Origin of the sequence: Novosphingobium sp. 9, from assembly GCF_025340265.1 — a bacterium.
In the GTDB taxonomy this organism is placed as follows: domain Bacteria; phylum Pseudomonadota; class Alphaproteobacteria; order Sphingomonadales; family Sphingomonadaceae; genus Novosphingobium.
In genome coordinates this window covers 2732358-2753645 of record NZ_CP022707.1, presented here as the reverse complement: position 1 = coordinate 2753645, position 21288 = coordinate 2732358, and the positions used below count along the sequence as shown (strand labels likewise).

The following is a 21288-nucleotide window of genomic DNA, read 5'->3' as shown; positions in this document are numbered from 1 at the left end:
GCGCGTGATGATCAAGGCCGCGCTGCACCATCTCACCCGGTATCGCTACTCCAAGCGGATACGCCTCGGCCCTCAGGTGATCCGGCTGCGCCCGGCGCCGCACAGCCGCACGGCGGTGCCCAACTACTCGCTCAAGATCAGCCCGCCCGAGCATTTCCTGAACTGGCAGCAGGACCCGCACGGCAACTGGCTGGCACGCGTGGTCTTCCCCGACCCGATCGACCATTTCGCGATCGAGGTAGACCTGCTGGCGGACCTCACCGTCATCAACCCGTTCGACTTCTTTGTTGAGCCGGACGCGGAAGAGTACCCCTTCGCCTATTCGGAGACGATGGCGGCCGATCTGGCGGCCTATTTCGAGCCCGAGACCGGCGGCCCGCTGTTCGAGGCGCTGGTCGCAAGCTATGCGGGCTACGAAGGGCGCACGGTCGACTTCCTCGTCGAGATCAACAGCCAGCTGCAACAGCGGATCGACTATGTGATCCGCATGGAGCCCGGCGTGATGACGCCCGAAGAGACGCTGGAGGCAGGGCTCGGCTCGTGCCGCGATTCGGCGTGGCTGCTGGTCAATCTGCTGCGACGGCTGGGTTTCGCCGCGCGCTTCGTCTCGGGCTACTCGATCCAGCTGGTGGCCGATGTCACGCCCAAGGAAGGGCCGGTCGGCGTGCTGGAGGACGTGACCGACCTCCACGCCTGGGCCGAGGCCTATGTGCCGGGGGCAGGCTGGATTGCGCTCGATGCGACGTCCGGCATGTTCGCAGGGGAGGGGCACATTCCGCTGTGCGCCGCGCCGCACTATCGCTCGGCCACGCCGATCGAGGGGCTGGCGGAGCCTGCCGAGGTCGATTTCGACTTCCAGATGAACGTCAGCCGCATTGCCGAGGCGGTGCGGATCACCAAGCCGTTCACCGATGCGCGCTGGACGGCGCTGCTCGATCTGGGCGACCGGGTCGATGCCGATCTGGCGGCGGGCGAGGTGAACCTGACGATGGGCGGCGAGCCGACCTTCATCGCCGCCACCGATTTCGAGGCGCCCGAATGGAACAGCGCTGCCGTTGGTCCCACCAAGGCGGCCTATGCCGACCGGCTGATCCGCCGCCTGCGCCAGAAGTTCGCGCCCGGCTCGCTGCTCCATCACGGGCAGGGCAAATGGTATCCGGGCGAAACGCTGCCGCGCTGGGGCTATTCGATCTACTGGCGCAAGGACGGGCTGCCGATCTGGCGTGATGACAGCCTGATCGCGGGCGAGAAGCCGCTCGGCAAAGGCGGCGATCCCGATCCGGTGCCCTCGATCGATGTTGCCTCCGCCGAAGCGCTGTTGCGCGCCGCCGCCGAGGGGCTGGGCGTCGAGGCGGAGTACGTCCAGCCGGTCTACGAGGACGCGGGCGTGTGGATGCTGCGCGAGGACGAGCTGCCGGTGAACACCACGCCTCTGGACCCGGCCATCGAGGACGAGGAACTGGCGCGCCGCTTTCGCCGCACCTATCGTCGCGGGATGGACACGCCGATCGGCTTCGTGCTGCCGGTGCAGCGCTGGAACGACAAGGTGGCGGGCGTGCCGCGCTGGCGCAGCGAGTTCTGGCGGGTGCGCAAGGGGCTGCTGACGGCGGTTCCAGGCGATTCCGCGCTCGGCTATCGCCTGCCGCTGGGCTCGCTGCCGCATGTCGGGCCTTCGGACTATCCCTATATCCATGTGCGCGATACCGCCGAGGCGCGCGGCGATCTGCCGGATTTCCACGGGCCGGACTTCCGCCAGCAGGCGGCGCAGCGCGGGCATCAGGTGCGCGAAGCAGGCACCGGCCCGGCGCAGCGGCGCGAGGCGGTGGCCGAGCCGCATGTCTTCGCGCAACCCGTCGTCGAGCAGGACATCATCGACGGCGCCGTGCGCACCGCGCTCACCATCGAGCCGCGCGGCGATTACCTTGCCGTGTTCATCCCGCCCACCGAGGCGCTGGAGGACTATCTCGACCTGATCGCCGCGATCGAGGCCGAGGCCGAGCGCATGGGCCTGCCGGTGCGGATCGAGGGCTATCCCCCGCCGCCCGATCCGCGCCTGACGGTGCTGAAAGTCACCCCCGATCCCGGCGTGATCGAAGTGAACATCCACCCATCGGCCAGCTGGCGCGAGACGGTGGAGATCACCGAGACGCTCTATGACTGCGCGCGCGAGGTGGGCCTTACCGCCGACAAGTTCATGGTCGATGGCCGCTCGATCGGCACCGGCGGTGGCAACCATATCGTGCTGGGCGGGCCGAGCCTGCTCGACAGCCCGTTCATCCGCCGACCGGACCTTTTGAAAAGCCTCGTGCTCTACTGGCAGCGGCACCCTTCGCTCAGCTACCTGTTCTCCGGCCTGTTCATCGGCCCGACCAGCCAGAGCCCGCGCATCGACGAGGCGCGTCACGATGCGCTTTACGAGCTGGAGATCGCGCTCGCGCAGGTTCCCAATCCGTTCGAGGCCGGGCCTGACCAGCTCCAACCTGCGCCGTGGGTGGTCGACCGGCTGTTCCGCAACCTGCTGGTGGACGTGACCGGCAACACCCACCGCACCGAGATCTGCATCGACAAGATGTTCAGTCCGGACGGCCCCACCGGGCGGCTCGGCCTGCTGGAGTTCCGCGGTTTCGAAATGCCGCCTGAGGCAAAGATGTCGGCGGCGGCGCAGCTGCTGATCCGCGCGCTTGTCGCGTGGTTCTGGCGCGAGCCGCAGGACGGCCCGCTGGTGCGCTGGGGCACGCAGTTGCACGATCGCTTCATGTTGGGCGCCTTCGTGTGGGACGATTTCCTGGGCGTGCTGGATGATCTGCGCCGCGCGGGCTACGATTTCGACCCGGCCTGGTTCGAGGCGCAGCGCATGTTCCGCTTCCCGGTGCACGGCAGCGTCGAGGGCGGCGGGTGTCGCTGGAGATCAGCCACGCGCTGGAGCCGTGGAACGTGCTGGGCGAAACCGGCGCGATCGGCGGCACCGTGCGCTATGTCGACAGCTCGACAGAGCGCTTGCAGGTCAGGGCGACCGGGCTGGTCGAGGGGCGCCATGTCATCACCTGCAACGGACGCCGGGTGCCGCTGAGCAAGGTCGGGGGCCATCTCGGAGGAGGGGGCAAGGCGGGCGAAGGCGTCGGCGGCGTGCGCTACAAGGCGTGGTGGCCCGCCGAGTGCCTGCACCCGATGTTGCCGCCCAGCGCGCCGCTGACTTTCGATATCTACGATCTGTGGAGCCGCCGTTCGCTGGGTGGCTGCGTCTACCACGTCGCGCATCCGGGCGGGCGCAATTACGACGACGTACCGGTGAATGGCTACGAGGCCGAGGCGCGGCGCAAGGCGCGGTTTCAGGATCACGGCCACTCGCCGGGGCCGCTGCCGGTGCCGGGCGAGGAACTGCCGGGCGAATTCCCCTACACGCTCGACCTGCGGCGTCCGCAGCGTGGCACGCAGGGCTTCTGAGGCAGGCCAAGATGGCGAAGCGACCGCCTGTTGCCGTGACCAAGGATACCCCCGCGAAAGCCGAGCCGGACGCGCCTGCGGCCCTGCCTGCATCGGCTGTCCCGCAGCCGCTGCCCCGGAACCGCAGCCCGCAGGCTGGCTCGACGATTACCCGGTCGACGTGGCGGGCGGCGATCTGTTCGGCGATGCCGCGCCCGGTATCGCGCGGATCTGGCAGCGCACGGCGGCGCGCCTGTCCGGCTGGGCGAGGGCGATCCGGCGGCGCTTCAGGATATCGCCGCGCGCAATGCCGCCGAACTGGGCCTGTCGTTCCGCGTGCCGGGCGACGAGGACGAGCGCGACTGGCCGCTCACCGCGATGCCGCTGATCGTCGGCGCGGGGGAGTGGGCGCAGCTGGAGCGCGGCCTGATCCAGCGCGCCGAACTGTTCGAGCACCTCGCCGCCGATGTCTATGGCCCGCGCAGGCTGGTGGAGGAGGGCCATCTGCCCGCCCCGGTGATCGCCGGAAGCCCGTTCTTCGCGCGCTCTATGCTGGGCCGGATGCCGCGTGAGGGGCATTTCGTGCAGGTCTATGCCGCCGATCTGGCGCGGGGGCCGCGCGGGCAATGGCGGGTGTTGCAGGACCGCGTGCGGCTGGCGACCGGCATCGGCTATGCGCTGGAGAACCGGCTGGCGATGACCCGGACGAGCGAGGGCCTGCTGGCCGACGGCACCGTGTGCCGCCATGCCGATTTCTTCGCCCGCATGCGCGATGGCATGGCCGCCGCCTGCCGCCGCGAGGCGCCGCGCATCGCGCTGCTCACCCCCGGACGCTTCAACCAGACCTACGCCGAGCAGGCGCATCTGGCCCGCTATCTGGGCTTTCCGCTGGTCGAGGGGCGCGATCTTTCGGTGCTGGAGGACCGGCTCTATGTCGGCACCATCGCAGGCCCCAAGCGCGTCGATGCGCTGTGGCGCTGGATCGATACGCAGGCGCTCGACCCGCTGACTTTCGATGCCCGTTCGCGCCTTGGCGTGGCGGGGCTGTTCGATGCCTGGGACGCGGGCGGTGTCGAGATGATCAACTGGCCCGGCGCCGAAGTGTTCGAGACGCCTGCCTTTGCCGCTTTCCTGCCGCGCCTGTGCCGTCTGCTGACCGGGAGGAGCCGCTGCTGCCCACCGTCGCCACATGGTGGTGCGGGCAGGGCGCAGAGGCGGCGACCGTGGCCGAGCGGTTCGACGAACTGGCGCTGATCCCGGCCTTCGGGCGCACCGTTACCGGGTTCGAGAGCGATGCGCCGATCGCCGGGGCGCAGCTTTCGGGCGCGCGGCGCAAGGCCGTGCTGGACGCGCTGGCGCGCCGTCCGATGGACTATTGCGGGCAGGAGATCGTGCGCCTTTCGACCACGCCTGCCATCGTGGAAGGCCGGATCGAACCGCGCCCGTTCACCGTGCGCGCGTTTCTGGCGCGCGGGAGCGACGGCAGCTGGAGCGTGATGCCGGGCGGTTTCGCGCGATTGTCCTCGTCCTCTGGCCTGCCGACCTCGATGATCGGCGCGGGCGACGTGTCGGCGGACGTCTGGGTGGTCGATGAACAGCCGACCGCGTTGCAGGCGCCCAGCTTGATCGCCGCCGAACCGCCGATCTCGCGCGGGGGCGGGTTGCTAGCCAGTCAGGCGGCGGACAACCTGTTCTGGTTCGGGCGCTACAACGAACGCGCCGAGAGCGTCGTGCGCGTCGTCAAGACGCTGCTGGGCAGCACCATGGAGGGCGACAGCCTGTTCGAGAACGGGCAGCTGGAGAACGGCAACGGCAACGTCGTCGCCCGGCTTGCACAGCTGCTCGGCTGGTGGGGCGCGGCCTCGCCCGGCGGCGCGGTGCGCGAGGCGGCAGATGTGGCGGTACTCTGCGCGCAGGCGCTGTCGAGCAGGACCGCCGGTGGCAACGTGCCCGCGCTGCTGCGCCAGCGGCAGGGCGTGGGCCGGGGCCTGCGCGACCGGTTCTCCAGTGATGTCTGGCGGCTGGTCACGGCGCCGATGCCGCGCGTCGACAGCACGCGGCCGCAGGCGATGCTGGGCGCGGCGCGTCATCTGACCGAGCAGTTCAGCGCGCTCGCCGGGCTGATCGCCGAGAACATGGTGCGCGGGCCTGCCTGGCGCTTCCTGGAGCTGGGCCAGCGGATGGAGCGGGCGCAGGCGATCTGCCGCATCTTTGCGCACCTGACGCGCATCGAGGCCGATGCGGCCCTGTCCGGCGCGCCGGGGATGCTGCTGGACCTGTTCGACAGCCAGATCGTCTATCGCAGCCGCTATCTTGCCGCGCCGCTGCTCAATCCGGTGCGCGATCTGGTGCTGCTCGATCCCGACAATCCGCGCGCGCTGGTGTTTCAGGTTGCCGAGATCGTGCGCCATCTCGAAGCGCTGCCGGTGGTGCGCGACGACAATCTGCCCGAAGTGCCGCTGCGCCTCGCCCGCCAGCTGCACGGCGAACTGCAGGCTGCCGAGGCCGCCGCGATGGACCCGGTGCGCCTGCTGGCCATCGAAACGCGGCTGGCGGAGCTTTCCGATGCGATCTCCACGCGCTATTTCCTCGCGCTCGACAGGGACGAGGCGGATCGGCGCGCGCGGGTGATGTAATGCGGTTTTCAGTGAGCCATGTGACCGAGGTGGGCTATGCGGCGCCGGTGCGTTTCGCGAGGTTCAACCTGCGGCTGCGCCCGGCGGCGTGGCCGGGGCAGCGGGTGGAGGACCATGCGCTGCGGCTCGATCCCGGTCCTGCCCAGATCGTCGAGGGGGAGGGCGGCTATCACGTCTTCGAGACCCGCTTCGCGCTGGAGCAGCCGATCACCCGCCTGCGGATCGAGAGCCGCTTCACCGTCGAGCGCGAGAGCCTGCCGATGCATCTGGCGGTCAGCACTGGGCCGTCGCTGACCGACTTGCGCGAACGGGCGATGGCCTCGCCCGACTTGTCCGCGCTGGGCCCTGCCTCGTACATCTTCGCCTCGCCGCAGGCTCCGGCAGAGGCCGCGATCGCGCTGTGGGCCGAAGGGCTGATCGATGCCGACCTGCCGGTGATCGATGCGGGCAAGGCGCTGATGGGTGCGATCCACCGCGAGTTCACCTATCTGCCGGGCGCGACGTTCGCCGATACCTCGGTGGCCGATGCCTTTGCTGCGCGCGCCGGTGTCTGTCAGGATTTCAGCCAGGTGATGATCGTGGCCGCGCGGGCCTTCGGCATTCCGGCGGCATACGTCAGCGGCTATCTGCGCACCCTGCCGCCGCCCGGCCAGCCGCGACTGGTCGGCGCCGATGCCATGCACGCCTGGGTCGCGCTGTGGTGCGGCGAGGATCTGGGCTGGATCGGCTTCGATCCCACCAACGACGTGCTGGCGGGCGGCGATCACATCTTCGTGGGCATGGGCCGCGACTATGCCGATGTCGCCCCGATCGACGGCACGTTCAAGGGCGCGGCGCAGCAGACGATGACGGTCGCGGTCGATGTGGTGCCGCTGGACTGACGTAAAAAGGGCCCGCTTTTGCAGGCCCTTGTTTCGTTTGCATTTACGGCACCAGCCCGCGCCCCCACCCGCCACCCGACGAGAGTACCCTGAACGGGTGGCGGGTGGGGGCGCGGGCTGGTGCCGTACGCGGATGCCCTACCGGGCATCCGCAGGAACAACCTCAGTCTTCCGGGGCGATCGTCACGCGGCAGCCGTCGAGCGCGTCGGTGACGGGGATCTGGCACGAGAGGCGCGAGGTTTCGTTGCGCGCGTCCGAGCTGTCGAGCAGGTCGTCCTCGTCCTCGCTCATGGCGGGCAGCTTGTCGAGGAAGGCCGGGTCGACGAAGACGTGGCAGGTCGCGCACGAGCAGCAGCCGCCGCACAGCGCCAGCAGTTCGTCGAACCCGGCGTCGCGGATGGTTTCCATCAGGGTGTGGCCGACCGTGGCTTCGATCTGCGATTCTGCGCCCGACTGGTCGACAACGGTGATCTGCGGCATTCTGGCTTTCCCTCTGCTCTGTGTGCTTTCCATCGCCCGGCAGGCCATCGCCCGGCAGGCAGGCTTCGCGGTCATGGCGCGAAGGCTTCCGGCCTGTTTCAGGGATGGCTAGGCGTATTCTCCCATGGCTGCTATCCGGCGCTCCGGCCTTTGGCAAGGCGACACGCGTCCTGCTTTTTGATTGCAGGTGTGGTGCGGAAAAAGAGACACTATGGGGCCGGGATTATGGGACTGACGAGTGAGCAGCTGCGCGAAGGCCTCGATGCCATCGCCGCGCGCGAAGCGGGCATGGCGCGCGCGCTGGAACTGGCGGGCTATCCCGAGCCGCGCATTCGCGAGCGCGGCTATGCGACGCTGCTGCGCACGATCGTCGGCCAGCAGGTGAGCGTGGCGGCGGCAGCCTCGGTCTGGGCGCGGCTGGAGACGCTGCTCGGCGCCGATATTCCGCCTGCGGTGCTGCTGGCGGCGGAGGCGGAGGCCCTGCGCGCCTGTGGCCTCTCGCGCCAGAAGCAGGGCTATGCCCGCTCGCTGTGCGAACTGGTGCAGGCAGGCGAACTTGATCTGGAGGCCCTGCCAAAGGACGACGAGGAGGCGATTGCGCTGCTCACCCGGATCAAGGGGATCGGACGCTGGTCCGCCGAAGTCTATCTGCTGTTCGCCGAAGGGCGCGCGGATATCTGGCCTGCGGGAGACCTTGCCGTGCAGGCGGGGCTCCACCGCATTCTCGGCCTCGAAGCGCGGCCCAGCGAAAAGGAAGCGCGCGTTCTGGCCGAGGCATGGCGCCCGCATCGCGGCGCGGCGGCGATCTTCACCTGGCACTGCTACAACAACGCGGCGCTTTAGGAGTCCGTTTGAAAATTCGCGGAACGCGAATTTCGCGGCACCGGCCCTCTCCCCCACCCTACCACCCAACGGTAGTATCCTGCGGGTGGTAGGCCCCCTCAGCGAATATGTCCCCCGGACATATTCGTGGTCTTCGGGACGGGAGAGGGCCGGTGCCGTCGGGAATACCCAAAGGGGGCATTCCCCAAACAAACTCTAAACCGCCAGCGGGACGTCGCGGCTTTCGCGCTGCCGGACACGCGCCTGTATCCAGCGGCGCAGGCGGGGAGACTGATGCTCGGTCGCCAGCGAGATTGCCCAGCACAGCAGGCAGATCGCGGCCAGCGTGGCCATGAAGGCGAGCGGGCTGCGCAGCTCTCGGATGCCCCATGAGCGTGCCAGTTCCAGCAGCGGCCAGTGGAACAGGTAGAGCGTGAACGAGAAACCGGAGAGCACGCGGGCCGGTCGTTCCAGACGCGCCAGCGGCGTCTCGAAAAGCGTCGCGAGCGGCCGCAGCGCGACGAAGGCGAACACCACGGCGATGGCGACGGGGGCATCGGCCAGCGCCCACTCCGACCACGACAGGTGCGGGCCAAGAGCCTGCGCCAGCATGGCCTTCGTGGCGTCTCTGGCGGTCATGATCCACCCCACGAAACTGGCTGACAGGACCAGAAGCACAGGGGCAGGCCAGCCGGGCGCGCGGCGCAGCGCCGGGATATGGCACAGCGCCACCCCGGCCAGCCATGCGGGCGCCAGCAGGATCACCATCGGCCCCGCCAGCACGACGCCGACGATCAGCGCGATCCAGCGTCGCGCGCCCTGAAGGTAAAGCGCCATCGCGAACAGGGCATAGTACCAGACCTCGTAGGCGAGCGACCAGTAGGGCATGTTCCAGACCGGCTCGGCAAAGCCGGGGCGCGCATTGAGGAACAGCAGCGGCCAGACGGTCTGTCGCGCCAGTGTGGCCAGGTCGCCGGGCCGGTTGTCGAGCGGCACGGGATGGGGGCCTGCCAGCACCAGCGCCGCCAGCAGCGCGAAGGCCAGCGCGGGCACGCTCACCGGCAGGATGCGCGCGGTGCGGGATATGGCGAAATCGGCAAGGCGCTTGTTCGGATCGAGCGCCGAAGTCGCGATCACAAGGCCGGAAAGGACGAAGAACACCACCACGCAATTGTGCTGCATCGTTTCGCCGAGCGGGAACGCACCGCCCCACAGACGCAGCTGCACGGCGTGGCCGAGCAGGACGAGGAAGGCCGCGCCGAAGCGGATCAGGTCGAGCACGACCGACAGCGGGCGCGTCAGGAAGCGGTCTTCGTCAGCCATTTGCATCGTCCGGTTTAGGCTGCGGAGGGTGCTGGCGGAACCATGGCCGAAATCGTCTCGGCCAGCGCCGTGTCGCGCGTGCTCAGGCCGCCTTTCGCCTGCCCGCCGTTTACCTGCCCGCTGCCGGTATCGACATCGTGCGTGGTCAGCACGATCGAGACGCGGTTGTAGACGTTCGACCATTCCGGGTGGTGATCTGCCTTTTCCGCTTCCAGCGCCACGCGGGTCATGAAGGCGAAAGCCTCGACGAAGGTATCGAAGCGGAAATCGCGGGTGATCGCCCTGCCGTCTTCGCGCAGCGACCAGCCGGGAAGCCGGGCCAGCGCGGCCTCTATCTGTTCGGACGTAAGCGGTGGGACAGCCATGACGGGCGCTCTCCTTGGCAAGCGGTCCTCCTTCGCCTATCGCCTGCCCCCATGCAAGTTTCCCCTTCGGCCGCCGCGAGCGCCGCGCCTTGCCCGGCTTCGGGAATAGCGGCCCATGCGCTGGCCTGCCGCCGGGGCGACCGGGTGCTGCTGCGCGGGATCGCGCTGGCGCTTGAACCGGGTGCCGCGCTGCATCTGGCGGGCGTCAACGGCATCGGCAAGTCGAGCCTGCTGCGCGTGCTGGCAGGGTTGGCGACGCCAGCCGCCGGGACATTGCACGTGACCGGCAGCGTCGGGCTGCTCGATGGCCGCGCGGCGCTCGATCCCGAACTGCCGCTGGCGCGCGCGCTGGCGTTCTGGGCGAAGGTCGACCGCGCCGATCCCGAAACCGGCGAGGCGGCGCTGGTGAGGCTGGGGCTGGACGCGCTGCGCGAGGTGCCGGTGGGCTATCTCTCCACGGGGCAGACGCGCCGTGCCGCCTTCGTGCGGTTGCTGGCGCAGCGCGCGGCGATCTGGCTGCTCGACGAGCCGCTGAACGGGTTGGATACGGCCTCCGCCGATCTCGCACAGGCGCTGGTGAGTGAACATTGCGCGCGCGGCGGCATCGCGGTGATCGCCTCGCACCAGCCGTTCGACGTGCCGGGGCTCGCACGCCTCGACCTTGCGCGTCATGTGCCGGGGCATGTTTCAGAGGACGCGGAATGAGCGCGGCGCCTGCCATTCTCGCGCGCGATCTGCGCCGGTTCCTGCGCGGCGGTGCGCTGCTGCCGGTGCTGTTTTTCCTGGCCGTGGCGGTGCTCTATCCCTTTGCCGTCGGCCCGGCGCCGGAACTGCTGGCAAGGACCGGCGGCGGGGTGCTGTGGATCGCGGCGCTGCTGGCGGCGATCCTGCCGCTCGACCGGCTGGTCGCGGCCGACCTCGAATCGGGGCTGTTCGACCAGTGGGCGATTCGCGGGATCGGCGAGGACATGGTGATGGCCTTGCGAGTCGCGGCCCACTGGCTGAGCTTCGGCCCGCTGCTGATGCTGGCGGCGCTGCCTGCCGCCGCGCTGCTGGGCCTGAGCGCGGCGATGCTGGGCCGACTCGAACTTGGCCTGCTGCTCGGCACGCCGGGCCTCGCGGCGCTGGGGGTGATCGTGGCGGCGGTGACGGCGGGCTTGCGCGGCGGCGCGGCGCTTGGCGGGTTGCTGATGATCCCGATGGGCGTGCCGCTGCTGGTGTTCGGCGCGGGGAGCCTTGCCTCGTCCGCAGCAAACGGGGGTATCGCGGGATTCGCGCTGACGGCGGCGGCCAGCCTGATGCTGCTGGCGATGGCGCCATTCGCCGCAGGCGCCGCGATTCGCGCTGCCAATCGCTGATATTTCCGGGGTTGAACGTCTGCGGTGCCTCAGCGCCGACGGGGGCGCCTGCCTGTGCGCAAGGCTGTGCATAACCCCGGTACAGCGCAGGCATAACCGGTGCAGAAACGGCGGAAAAGCGGGGGATAGTCCTGTTTGTGAAAACGAGCCGGCGACCATTCTGATGGGGACAGGTCGGCCGCCGGCCTAGGTACAGGACTGGGGGATCGGAGCCCCATGACAAGCGCCGATCCTGAGGGACTTGACGGAGCCGTCAAGCCGCGTAGACATAGCTAATGATAATCATTCGCACATGCAAGTCCCAAATGATAAGGCTTGTTCGAGAGCGGACGATTCACCCGATTCTCGCCCCCGAAGGCCGCCTGCGAAACGCGGCCCGACCCGATACCTGCTCCTGAGGAGAAGCTCGCCATGTACCAGTTCGTCGACCGCCCGCTCAGCTCGCTCGATGCCGGCTGCCGCTTCCTTGTCTGGTCGATGCGGGCCTGGGTCACGACGATCGGGCGCCGCCAGTGCCCGGCACAGGCGCTGGCCCCGGTCTTCGCGCGCTGGCGGATGATCGGCGCGCTCCAGCCGTTCCACCGCATGATGCTGCTGTTCAACCGCGATGCGCTGGAGACCTTCGGCTTCTGCCAGATGGCCTGCGATCACGTGTCCGAGCACGAGGCGCTGGTCGTCGCGCTGATCGAGCAGCTGGGGCAGGGCCGCAACACGCAGGTCCGCGAGACGCTGGGCTATCTCGTCTCGGAAGACAGCGTGGGCGAGATGCTGGAGGCGCTCTCGGGGCTCGGCGCGGCGATGGCGCTGGCCGGTATCCTGCCCGAGCATAACGATGCGCGCTGAGTGGAGTGCGCCGATCAGGTGAGGGAGATGGGCGGGCCGGGCCGGGCGGTCCGGCGTCGGCCTCCATCATTTCCCCTTTACCGGCCTAAAGCGCAATTCGGTTGCACCTGCGCCATGCGCTGCCTACCTCGGACGCCATGACCGAAACCCTCGACCTTGCACAGCCCCAGACCCCCATCGTCCAGCGCTCGGCGCTCGACCTGATCGGCAATACGCCGCTGGTGCTGCTGCGCGGGCCGAGCGATGCGGCGGGCTGCGAGATCTGGGGCAAGTGCGAGTTCGCCAACCCCGGCGCCTCGGTGAAGGATCGCGCGGCGCTGTGGATCGTGCGCGATGCCGAAGCGCGCGGCGCGCTGGAGCCGGGCGGCACCATCGTCGAAGGCACGGCGGGCAATACCGGGATCGGTCTGGCGCTGGTCGCCAATGCACTGGGCTACAAGACGGTGATCGTCATGCCTGAGACGCAATCGCGCGAGAAGATGGACACGCTGCGAGCGCTGGGTGCAGAACTGGTGACGGTTCCGGCAGCCCCGTTCTCCAATCCGGGGCACTTCGTCCACACCTCGCGCCGCATGGCCGAGGAAATGCCCGGCGCGATCTGGGCCGACCAGTTCGACAATATCGCCAACCGCCGCGCGCATATCGAATCGACCGCGCCGGAGATCTGGCGCCAGCTCGAAGGCCGGATCGACGGCTTCACCTGCGCGGCAGGGACCGGCGGCACGCTGGCGGGCACCGGCATGGGCCTCAAGGCCTTCGACGAGAACATCACGGTGGCGCTCACCGATCCGCATGGCGCGGCGCTCTACAACTACTTCGCCTGCGGGGAACTGCGCGCCGAGGGCTCCTCGGTGGCTGAGGGCATCGGGCAGGGGCGCATCACCGCGAACCTCGACGGGGCGCCGGTCGATACCCAGTATCGCATTGCGGATGAAGAAGGCCTCGAATGGGTGCGCCGCCTGATGGCCGAGGAAGGGCTGTGTCTGGGGCTGTCCTCGGGCATCAACGTGGCGGGCGCCGTGGCCCTGGGGCGCGAGCTGGTGGCGCGCGGCAAGCGCGATGCGCGCGTGGCGACGATCCTGTGCGATACCGGCTTCCGCTACCTCTCCACGCTCTATAACCCCGAATGGCTCAAGGCGAAGGGTCTGCCCGTCTTCCCTTGGCTGCAAAGGTGATGTAGACGCACGCCGATGGCGGCAGACGGCCCAACTCCCCCCAATGCGTTCGGCGCGCGACTGAGCACGGTCAAGAAGGCGCAGCACTTCGTGCCGCCGACCTCGCGCGAGCTGCGCTCGCAGGCGGTCCACCGTCTGCAGATCGGCTTTCTGGGCCTGTGCGCGATGCTGATGATCGTCGGCCTTGCCAACATCATCATGGACCGCGCGCGGCTGACCAAGACCGACGACGATCCGATCCAGCAGGTCGTCGCCGCCGATGCCCAGCCGAAGAAATCGCCGAGCGACCCGCTCGCCGATATCGGCGTGGTGCCCGCCGCCGATCCCAGCCCCACGCCGACGCCCACCACCACGCCCACGCCGGGGCAGCAGGGCCAATCGATGGGTAATCAACAGATGGGCGGGCAACAGATGGGTGGCCAGTCTATCGGCGGGCAGCAGATGAGCCAGGGTTCCGGGCAGGTCGCGCCGATGAGCCGCAGCGCGCAGCCCTACGACAACTTCCCGCACGGCAACTGACCCGTCCGGCGCCAATGGCGCCGTGACCAATATTGGCTTCCCAAAGCCCCTCCCAAGACCATCCCTGCGTGATGCCGCTTCGCCGGGAGTGCCCCCGCGCGTTTCGGGCCGATTTGGGGAAATCCGGGGAGGATACGCCCGAAATCTCCTTTGATCCCCATATGTTCCATGATGGAGTCGTGATTCGGCAGCCTGTCCGGGGAATTTCCGGTGCAGGGTGGGGATGGCGCGGGATTTCGCGCCTCGATCCTTGCAAATCGTGGAATCTCAAGCGATTCAGCGGTAAATAAGGCGTTACGCGCTGGGGCTCTGTGACGGCCTGAAGGCGTGTGAACCTGCGAAAGTGGCGAAAATCCGGCGAATTGAGCCTTTCGATCCCCAGATTTCCCTTTAATCCCCGAATTTCCCGTTATACAAACAGAGCCAATCGGAATGGCTGATTCTCGTCGCGCCGTCTGTCGTGGTGCGAACGCCCGTTCGCGTCTCTGCGCGGATGGCGGGGAAGAGGCTGTTTCGCATGGCGTTTATTCATCTCGGGGCGAAACAGGGCATATGGCTGACCGGCCATACATCTACAGCGGGCAGGGCTTTTCGCTTTTACGCGACAAGAACCGCTTCGTGCTGCCCGCTGCGTTCCGCTCGACGGTGAAGGAATCGAGCGGCGGCCGCCCCGCGCTCTACCTCGCCAAGCATGATCGCTGGGAATGCCTCGTCGGCTACGGCGAATCGCGCATCGGCGATTTCGACCAGCAGATCCGCGACGAGGAAGAGCGCGCCGTACGCGCCGGTCGCGAATACGACGCCGAAAAGCGGGCGATGGACCTCTACAACTATTCCGAAGTGCCGTTCGACGGTTCGGGCCGCTTCGTGCTGCCCGAAGTGCTGGCGACGCTGGGCGATGTCGGCGACCAGCTCTATTTCCACGGCGCGGGCCGCTTCTTTACGCTGTGGAACCCTGAGGCGCTCTACGCCATGGACGACAGCTGGCGCGCGGCGCAGGTCGCCTGCCGCAACCTGGCGGCCAAGGAAGCCGCGAAGGTGAAGAAGTGAGCGCGCCCCAGAATCCGCCCCATGGCCCGAACGCTGGCGAAGCGCCGCACATCCCCGTCCTGCTGGACGAGGTGGAGCGCGAACTGGCGATCCAGCCGGGCGACGTCATCGTCGATGCGACCTTCGGCGCGGGCGGCTATACCCGCCGTCTGCTCGATGCAGGGGCCACCGTGCATGCCTTCGACCGCGATCCCGATGCGATCGCCGCCGTCGAGGCCAACCCGGACGCCTGGCCCGAGCGCACGATGACGCCGCCGCGTCTGGTGCTGCACGCGCGCCGCTTCTCGGAAATGGCCGAGGCCATGGCAGAGGCAGGCGTGCCGCAGGTCGATGGCGTGGTGATGGATATCGGCGTGTCGTCGATGCAGCTCGATCAGGCCGAGCGCGGCTTCTCGTTCGCAGGCGACGGCCCGCTCGACATGCGCATGAGCCAGGACGGCTATTCCGCCGCCGACTTCGTGAACACGGCGGAAGACAGCGAGATCGCCGACGTGCTCTATCTCTACGGGGAAGAGCGCCAGTCGCGCCGCGTCGCCCGCGCCATCGTTGCCGCGCGCCCGCTGACCACCACGGGCGAGCTGGCCCGCGTGATCCGCCGGGCGCTGGGGCACAAGCCCGGTGCGCCCAAGGACCCGGCGACGCGCAGCTTCCAGGCGATCCGCATCCATGTGAACCGCGAGCTTGAGGAACTGGAGCAGGGCCTTGCCGGTGCCGAGGCGCTGCTGCGCGAAGGCGGGCGGCTGGCCGTGGTGACGTTCCACAGCCTCGAAGACCGTATCGTCAAGCGCTACCTGCGCGATGCCAGCGGCGCGGGCGCGTCCACCTCGCGCCATCTGCCGCAGCTGGGCGAGGCGGCGCCGGTGCGCTTTGCCCGCCTGTCGAAGGCGATCCGCCCCGGCGAAGTGGAACTGACGCTCAACCCTCGATCCCGGTCGGCCACGCTGCGCTCTGCCGTGCGCACCGCAGCGGCTCCTTCCGGTCCTTCCGACCTTCCCCCTCAATCCCCCCGTGCTGCCAGCAGGAGTGCCGCATGAACCTCACCCGCGATCGCGTCCACTCCATCGGCTGGGGCGCCGTGTTGCTCGTCTGTCTCGTGCTGACGATCGCGCTGACGCTGCGCGTCAATGCGGTGAAGAGCCAGGTTCATGCCACCGACGTGCGCATCGTCGCCACGCAGCGCAGCATCGATTTCCTGCAGACCGAGTTCCAGACCCGCGCCAACCAGCAGCAGCTCAAGCTGATCAACGACCTGGAGTTCGGCTACAAGGCACCCGGCGCCGCGCAGTACGTCGAGGGTGAGCGCCAGCTGGCGATGCTGGGCGCCGCACCGGGACCGGACGCGCCGAACCCGATCCGCTACGCCAGCGCCGAAGGCCCGGACGGCACCCCGCTCGACGGCAAGCCGAAGTCGGGTGACGGCAGCTCGCTGCTCGCCATGGCCTCGCCGGTGAGCGAAGCGCATGCCGCAGCCATGAACGCCGATGCCGAGAAGAGCGTCGATGCCGACGCGCGCAACCGCGAGCGTGCCCGCACCGCGATGGCGTCCGACGCCTCGCAGCTGGGCAATCGACTCGCCCGTATCGAGGTGGCGCAAGCCGGCGACCAGTGACAGCCCAACCGGTGCCAGGACTATCCATACCGACGACCGTCGCGACTGGACGGCACCGGCTGGCGAGCGTGCGCCAGAAGGCGCTGCTGACGGCGAAATGGCGGACGCTCTGGGTGCTGGTCGGCTTCACGCTGATCAGCATCGTCGCGTTGATCCGTCTGTGCATTCTGGGGATCACCGGGGCAAGTTCGGGCAGCGACGATCTGGCCGAGGCGCTGCTGCCCGCGCGCGGCGAGATCGTCGATCGCAACGGCGTGCCGCTGGCCGAGGATTTCCGCACTTATTCGCTGTGGTTCAATCCCAAGGCGATGACCGACGGGCCGCCGCTGATCCACACGCCGATGCAGGTGGCGCTGGGGCTGCAGAAAATCTTCCCCGATCTGGACGTGAACAAGGTCGCCGCCGAACTGGCCTCGGGCAAGCCGGGCTACCTGCGCCGCTCGATCCTGCCCGAGGATGCCAACAAGGTCCACGCGCTGGGTGAGCCTTCGCTGGAGTTCCCGCTGGAGGAAAGCCGCTATTACCCGCAAGGGTCGATGGCGGCGCATGTGCTGGGCTATGTCGACAGCTACGGCAAGGGCAAGGTCGGCATGGAGGAGGCCTTCGACAAGCAGCTCACCTCCATTGATGGGCGCGAGCATCCTTCGGTGCTCTCGATCGACTACCGCGTGCAGGGCGCGCTGGAGGACGAACTGGCGCGCGGCATGGCGGATTCGCATGCCAAGGGCGCGGCGGGCGTGGTGCTCGATGTCGATACCGGCGAAGTGATGGCGCTGGCCTCGCTGCCCTCGTTCGATCCGAACCACGTGCTCCCCGGCGACATGATGATCTCGAAGGAGCAGGCCGAGGAGGGCGATACCCCCCACGGCTTCAACCGCGTGACCAACCAGGTCTACGAGCTGGGTTCGTGCTTCAAGCCGTTCAACGTCGCCGCCGCCATCGACGCCGGGACGGTGACGAACCTTGCGCGCCTGTACCCGTCCAAGCCGTTCCCGATGGGCGGGTTCATGATCAAGGATGCGCACAAGATGCCGCCGATGATGAACGTGCCCGAGATGCTGATGCACTCGTCCAACGTCGTCAGCGCCGAAGTGGCGGACGAGCTGGGCGGCGAGCGGCTGAAGGCGACGATGGAGAAGCTGGGCATGAACGCCCGCCCGCCCATCGAACTGCCCGCGCGCGGTTTCCCGATCTGGCCTTCGGGCAAGTGGTCGCGCGTGCGCACGATGACCGTCTCCTACGGTCACGGCATCGCTGTCACCCCGCTGCACCTTGCCATGGGCTATGCCGCGCTGGTCAACGGCGGGATCTGGCGCCCGGCGACGCTGCGGAAGCTCTCGCCCGACGAGGTGCCTGCAGGGCGCCGCGTGTTCAAGGCTTCGACCAGCGCCAAGATCCGCCAGATGCTGCGCCTGATCGTGGCGTTTGGCACCGGTCGCTCGGCCAATGCCGAGGGCTTCCGCGTGGGCGGCAAGACCGGTTCGGCGGAAAAGCCCGGCGTCCACGGCTATCGCCATCACTCGCTGATCTCCACCTTCGCGGCGGCCTTCCCGATGGACAAGCCGCGCTACGTGGTGATCGCCATGCTCGACGAGCCGCAGGGCACCGAGATGACCTCGTTCCAGCGCACCGCCGCCTGGAACGCCGCACCGGTCGTGGGGCGGGTCATTCCGCGCATCGGCCCCTTGCTCGGCGTGATGCCCGATGACACACGCGACATCGACATTTCCGACCTTCGCCCGCTGATCAAGGGAGACACTTCCGAATGAACCTCGCGCAGCTTGCTGCCGCCGCAGGCGTGACTTTGCCTGAAGGCGCGTCGCAGGACCGTCTCGACACGACCGTCACCGGCTTTGCGATCGACCATCGCAAGGTCGCGCCGGGCACCGTGTTCGGCGCCTTCAGGGGCGCGCGCGTCAATGGCGAGGATTTCATTGCCGCCGCGATCGAGGCGGGCGCCGTGGCGGTCGTCACCGCGCCGGGCGTCACGGTGGACGGTGCGGTCGCGATCCACGATGCCGAGCCGCGCCGCGCCTTTGCGAAGCTGGCCGCGCCGTTCTTCCAGCCGGTGCCCGAGACCATCGTCGCCGTCACCGGCACCAACGGCAAGACCTCGAACGTCGAGCTGACCCGCCAGCTGTGGCGCATGGCGGGCCTGCGCGCCGCGTCCATCGGCACGCTGGGCGTCACCACCAGCGACGAGACCGTCTCGACCGGGCTGACCACACCCGATGTCGTGACGTTCCTCGCCAATCTCACCGGCCTTGCCCGCGAAGGCGTGACGCATCTGGCCTATGAGGCTTCGAGCCACGGCCTCTCGCAGTTCCGCAACGAAGGGCCGCGCGTCACTGCCGGGGCCTTCACCAACCTGTCGCGCGACCATCTCGATTACCATGCCGACATGGACGATTACTTCGCGGCCAAGATGCGCCTGTTCGACGAAGTGGTCGCGCCTGACGGCACCGCCGTGATCTGGGCCGACGATGAATGGTCGGACAAGGCCGTTGCCCATGCCGAGGCGCGCGGGCTCAAGGTTTTCACGGTCGGCACGAAGGGCACCGGCATCCGCCTGCTCTCGCGCACGCCGGGGGCCTTGGGGCAGGTGCTGGAGATCGAGCACGAGGGCAAGCAGCGCCGCATCGACCTGCCGCTGATCGGCGCCTACCAGGCCGCCAATGCGCTGGTTTCCGCAGGGCTGGTGCTGGCCTGCGGGGGTGAGCCTTACGCGACCTTCGATGCGATGAAGAGGCTTGTCACCGTGCGCGGCCGACTGGAGCGGGCAGGGCTGACCATGGTGGGCGCGCCGATCTATGTCGATTATGCCCACACGCCCGATGCGCTGGAAGCGGCCATTGCCGCGCTGCGCCCGCACGTAACAGGCCGCCTGATCGTGGTGTTCGGCGCGGGTGGCGACCGCGATCGCGGCAAGCGTCCGCAGATGGGTCGCGTCGCCTGCGAGGGCGCCGAGGTGGTGATCGTCACCGACGACAATCCGCGCGGCGAGGACCCGAACGCGATCCGCGCCGAGGTTCTGGCCGGATGCGACGACAAGGCCCGCGACATCGGCGACCGGCGCGAGGCGATCTTTGCCGCCGTCGTCGAGGCGAAGGCGGGCGATATCGTCCTCGTCGCGGGCAAGGGACACGAACAGGGGCAGATCATCGGCAGCGGCGCGGATGCGCGCGTGCTGCCGTTCGACGATGTGACAGTGGCCAGGGAAATGGCCGGCACCCACGGGAGATAAGCCGATGAGCGCAGCAGTCCGTATCCTCGAATGGCCGGCTTCGGCTGACGCCGGTGCCGCCTCCGGCACGGACGCGCCTCGGGAGCCGCTGGGCGCGCTGTGGGATTCGGCGACGCTCGCGCAGGTCATGCAAGGCACGGCGAGCGGCGATTTCACCGTCACCGGCGTCGAGATCGACAGCCGCGACGTGCAGCCGGGCGACTTGTTCTTCGCCATGAAGGGCGAGGCGATGGACGGCCATCGCTTCGTGCCCATGGCCTTCGAGAAGGGCGCAGGCGCCGTGGTGGTCGACCGGCCCGTCGAGGGGCCGCATATCCTTGTCGCCGATACCACGGCGGCGCTGGAAGCGCTGGGCGCCGCCGCGCGTGAGCGGGCACGCGGCCCGATCATCGGCGTGACCGGATCGGTGGGCAAGACCGGCGTGAAGGAGGCGATCTTCGCCGCGCTCGACCGCGCCTCGCACGGGGACGCGCACCGCTCGGTCAAGAGCTACAACAACCACGTCGGCGTGCCGCTCAGCCTGTCGCGTATGCCCTCGCGCGCGCGGTTCGGCATTTTCGAGATGGGGATGAACCACGCGGGCGAGATCGCCGCGCTGACCCGTCAGGTGCGCCCGAACGTCGCCGTCATCACCACCATCGCGCCTGCGCATATCGAGATGCTCGGCTCGATGGAGGCCATCGCCGATGCCAAGGCGGAGATCTTCGAAGGCCTTGAAAGTATTGGCGGGAATCGGGGCGGCGTCGCGGTGATCCCCGCCGACAGCCCGTGGTTCGAGCGTCTTCGCGATGCGGCGACGAAGCTGGGCGTCACGGCCGTCTCGTTCGGCAAGGCTGTGGGCGCGGATGTGCGCCTGCTTGATGCCGTGCCCGCGATCGGCGGCGGCTCGCTCGTCACCGTCGACATGGGCGACAGGCGGGTGTGCTATACCGTCGCGGCGCCGGGCGAGCATCAGGTGCTCAATTCGCTGGCGGTGATGGCGGCCGTGTGCGCGGTCGATGGCGATCTGGGCGCGGCGGGCGTGGCGCTGGCCGAGATGGAGGGCCTCGCCGGGCGCGGCGCGCATGTGCAGATCGAGGTTCCCGGCGGCGCGCCGGACGCGCAGGGCAAGCGCACGGCGCTGCTGATCGACGAAAGCTACAACGCCAATCCCGCCTCGATGCGCGCCACGCTGGCGCAGCTGGGGCGCACCCCGGCAAAGCGTCGGATCGCAGTGCTCGGCGCGATGAAGGAACTGGGCGATCACGGCCCCGCGTTCCACGCCGAACTCGCCGGGCCGCTCGCCGAGGCGCACGTCGATTACGCGATCCTCGTCGGGCCGGAAATGGCGGCACTTGAGGATGTGCTTGAAGCTGCTCGAAAATCGGACGGACCGGGGAAAACCGGGCCTTCTGTGCTTCACAAACCGGTGCCATTCACGCATTGCGCGAATGTGGGAGAAGCTGTGGACGCCCTGCGCGCGTTCGGCCTCGAACGGGACGATGCCGTCCTGGTGAAGGGATCGAATTCGGTAGGTCTGGCTTCTCTCGTGCGCGCGTTCAGCAACCAGGAAGGGTGAG

Annotated in this window: 17 protein-coding genes and 2 pseudogenes; 16 read left to right on the top strand and 3 right to left on the bottom strand. The window is 68.6% G+C overall.

Annotated features, from left to right (window positions below):
* Nucleotides 1–7: 7 nt before the first annotated feature.
* The 4 genes and pseudogenes from CI805_RS13495 to CI805_RS13480 all read left to right on the top strand — a co-directional run bounded on the left by CI805_RS13495 (nucleotide 8) and on the right by CI805_RS13480 (nucleotide 6940).
* A pseudogene (locus CI805_RS13495) lies at nucleotides 8–3444 on the top strand (DUF2126 domain-containing protein).
* Nucleotides 3445–3801: 357 nt separating this feature from the next.
* Nucleotides 3802–4883 (top strand): annotated as a pseudogene (locus CI805_RS13490) (circularly permuted type 2 ATP-grasp protein); the annotation flags it as partial.
* Nucleotides 4884–4919: 36 nt separating this feature from the next.
* Nucleotides 4920–6059 carry an alpha-E domain-containing protein gene (locus tag CI805_RS13485; protein WP_409934956.1) on the top strand — a complete coding sequence of 380 codons (1140 nt, stop codon included), beginning with the start codon at nucleotides 4920–4922 and terminating at the stop codon, nucleotides 6057–6059.
* On the top strand, nucleotides 6059–6940 hold the full coding sequence (locus CI805_RS13480; RefSeq protein WP_260924269.1) for a transglutaminase family protein: 882 nt from the start codon (nucleotides 6059–6061) through the stop codon (nucleotides 6938–6940). Before CI805_RS13485 ends, CI805_RS13480 begins: the two co-directional genes overlap by 1 nt.
* Before the next feature lie 163 nt (nucleotides 6941–7103).
* Here CI805_RS13480 and CI805_RS13475 read toward each other — a convergent pair whose 3' ends face one another.
* Entirely contained in the window at nucleotides 7104–7421 is a 318-nt protein-coding gene (locus CI805_RS13475) for a 2Fe-2S iron-sulfur cluster-binding protein (RefSeq protein ID WP_260924267.1), read from the bottom strand.
* Between the two features lie 225 nt (nucleotides 7422–7646).
* On the opposite strand from CI805_RS13475, the gene CI805_RS13470 reads away from it, so the two are divergent.
* Nucleotides 7647–8264: a DNA-3-methyladenine glycosylase family protein gene (locus CI805_RS13470; RefSeq protein WP_260924264.1), complete on the top strand. Its 618-nt coding sequence runs from the start codon at nucleotides 7647–7649 to the stop codon at nucleotides 8262–8264.
* Between the two features lie 195 nt (nucleotides 8265–8459).
* Here the strand turns inward: CI805_RS13470 and CI805_RS13465 are convergent, their stop codons facing one another.
* Nucleotides 8460–9566, bottom strand: a complete 1107-nt coding sequence (locus tag CI805_RS13465) for an acyltransferase family protein (RefSeq protein ID WP_260924262.1) — start codon at nucleotides 9564–9566, stop codon at nucleotides 8460–8462.
* A gap of 14 nt (nucleotides 9567–9580) precedes the next feature.
* Nucleotides 9581–9931 (bottom strand): 4a-hydroxytetrahydrobiopterin dehydratase, encoded by a 351-nt coding sequence (locus CI805_RS13460; protein WP_260924260.1) that lies wholly within the window; start codon nucleotides 9929–9931, stop codon nucleotides 9581–9583.
* A gap of 51 nt (nucleotides 9932–9982) precedes the next feature.
* Between CI805_RS13460 and ccmA the strand changes: the two genes are divergently transcribed.
* The 11 genes from ccmA (at nucleotide 9983) to murF (ending at nucleotide 21287) form a co-directional block, all read left to right on the top strand.
* Nucleotides 9983–10636 carry a heme ABC exporter ATP-binding protein CcmA gene (gene ccmA, locus CI805_RS13455; protein ID WP_260924258.1) on the top strand — a complete coding sequence of 218 codons (654 nt, stop codon included), beginning with the start codon at nucleotides 9983–9985 and terminating at the stop codon, nucleotides 10634–10636.
* Nucleotides 10633–11289 carry a heme exporter protein CcmB gene (locus CI805_RS13450; RefSeq protein ID WP_260924256.1) on the top strand — a complete coding sequence of 219 codons (657 nt, stop codon included), beginning with the start codon at nucleotides 10633–10635 and terminating at the stop codon, nucleotides 11287–11289. The genes ccmA and CI805_RS13450 overlap by 4 nt, the downstream gene beginning before the upstream one ends.
* Before the next feature lie 411 nt (nucleotides 11290–11700).
* A complete protein-coding gene (locus tag CI805_RS13445) occupies nucleotides 11701–12132 on the top strand; it encodes a hypothetical protein (RefSeq protein WP_260924253.1) in 432 nt (143 codons plus the stop codon).
* Nucleotides 12133–12269: 137 nt separating this feature from the next.
* On the top strand, nucleotides 12270–13307 hold the full coding sequence (locus tag CI805_RS13440; protein WP_260924251.1) for a cysteine synthase A: 1038 nt from the start codon (nucleotides 12270–12272) through the stop codon (nucleotides 13305–13307).
* Between the two features lie 15 nt (nucleotides 13308–13322).
* Nucleotides 13323–13826: a hypothetical protein gene (locus CI805_RS13435; RefSeq protein ID WP_260924249.1), complete on the top strand. Its 504-nt coding sequence runs from the start codon at nucleotides 13323–13325 to the stop codon at nucleotides 13824–13826.
* Nucleotides 13827–14378: 552 nt separating this feature from the next.
* A complete protein-coding gene (locus CI805_RS13430) occupies nucleotides 14379–14876 on the top strand; it encodes a division/cell wall cluster transcriptional repressor MraZ (protein WP_260924246.1) in 498 nt (165 codons plus the stop codon).
* Nucleotides 14873–15910: a 16S rRNA (cytosine(1402)-N(4))-methyltransferase RsmH gene (rsmH, locus tag CI805_RS13425; RefSeq protein WP_260924244.1), complete on the top strand. Its 1038-nt coding sequence runs from the start codon at nucleotides 14873–14875 to the stop codon at nucleotides 15908–15910. The genes CI805_RS13430 and rsmH overlap by 4 nt, the downstream gene beginning before the upstream one ends.
* On the top strand, nucleotides 15907–16485 hold the full coding sequence (locus tag CI805_RS13420) for a hypothetical protein (RefSeq protein ID WP_260924242.1): 579 nt from the start codon (nucleotides 15907–15909) through the stop codon (nucleotides 16483–16485). Before rsmH ends, CI805_RS13420 begins: the two co-directional genes overlap by 4 nt.
* Nucleotides 16482–18254: a peptidoglycan D,D-transpeptidase FtsI family protein gene (locus CI805_RS13415; RefSeq protein ID WP_409934902.1), complete on the top strand. Its 1773-nt coding sequence runs from the start codon at nucleotides 16482–16484 to the stop codon at nucleotides 18252–18254. The genes CI805_RS13420 and CI805_RS13415 overlap by 4 nt, the downstream gene beginning before the upstream one ends.
* Nucleotides 18251–19729, top strand: a complete 1479-nt coding sequence (locus CI805_RS13410; RefSeq protein ID WP_260924239.1) for a UDP-N-acetylmuramoyl-L-alanyl-D-glutamate--2,6-diaminopimelate ligase — start codon at nucleotides 18251–18253, stop codon at nucleotides 19727–19729. Before CI805_RS13415 ends, CI805_RS13410 begins: the two co-directional genes overlap by 4 nt.
* Before the next feature lie 4 nt (nucleotides 19730–19733).
* The gene (gene murF, locus CI805_RS13405) at nucleotides 19734–21287 is read left to right on the top strand and encodes a UDP-N-acetylmuramoyl-tripeptide--D-alanyl-D-alanine ligase (RefSeq protein WP_260924235.1); all 1554 of its coding nucleotides are present in this window, start codon (nucleotides 19734–19736) and stop codon (nucleotides 21285–21287) included.
* Nucleotide 21288 lies beyond the last annotated feature (1 nt).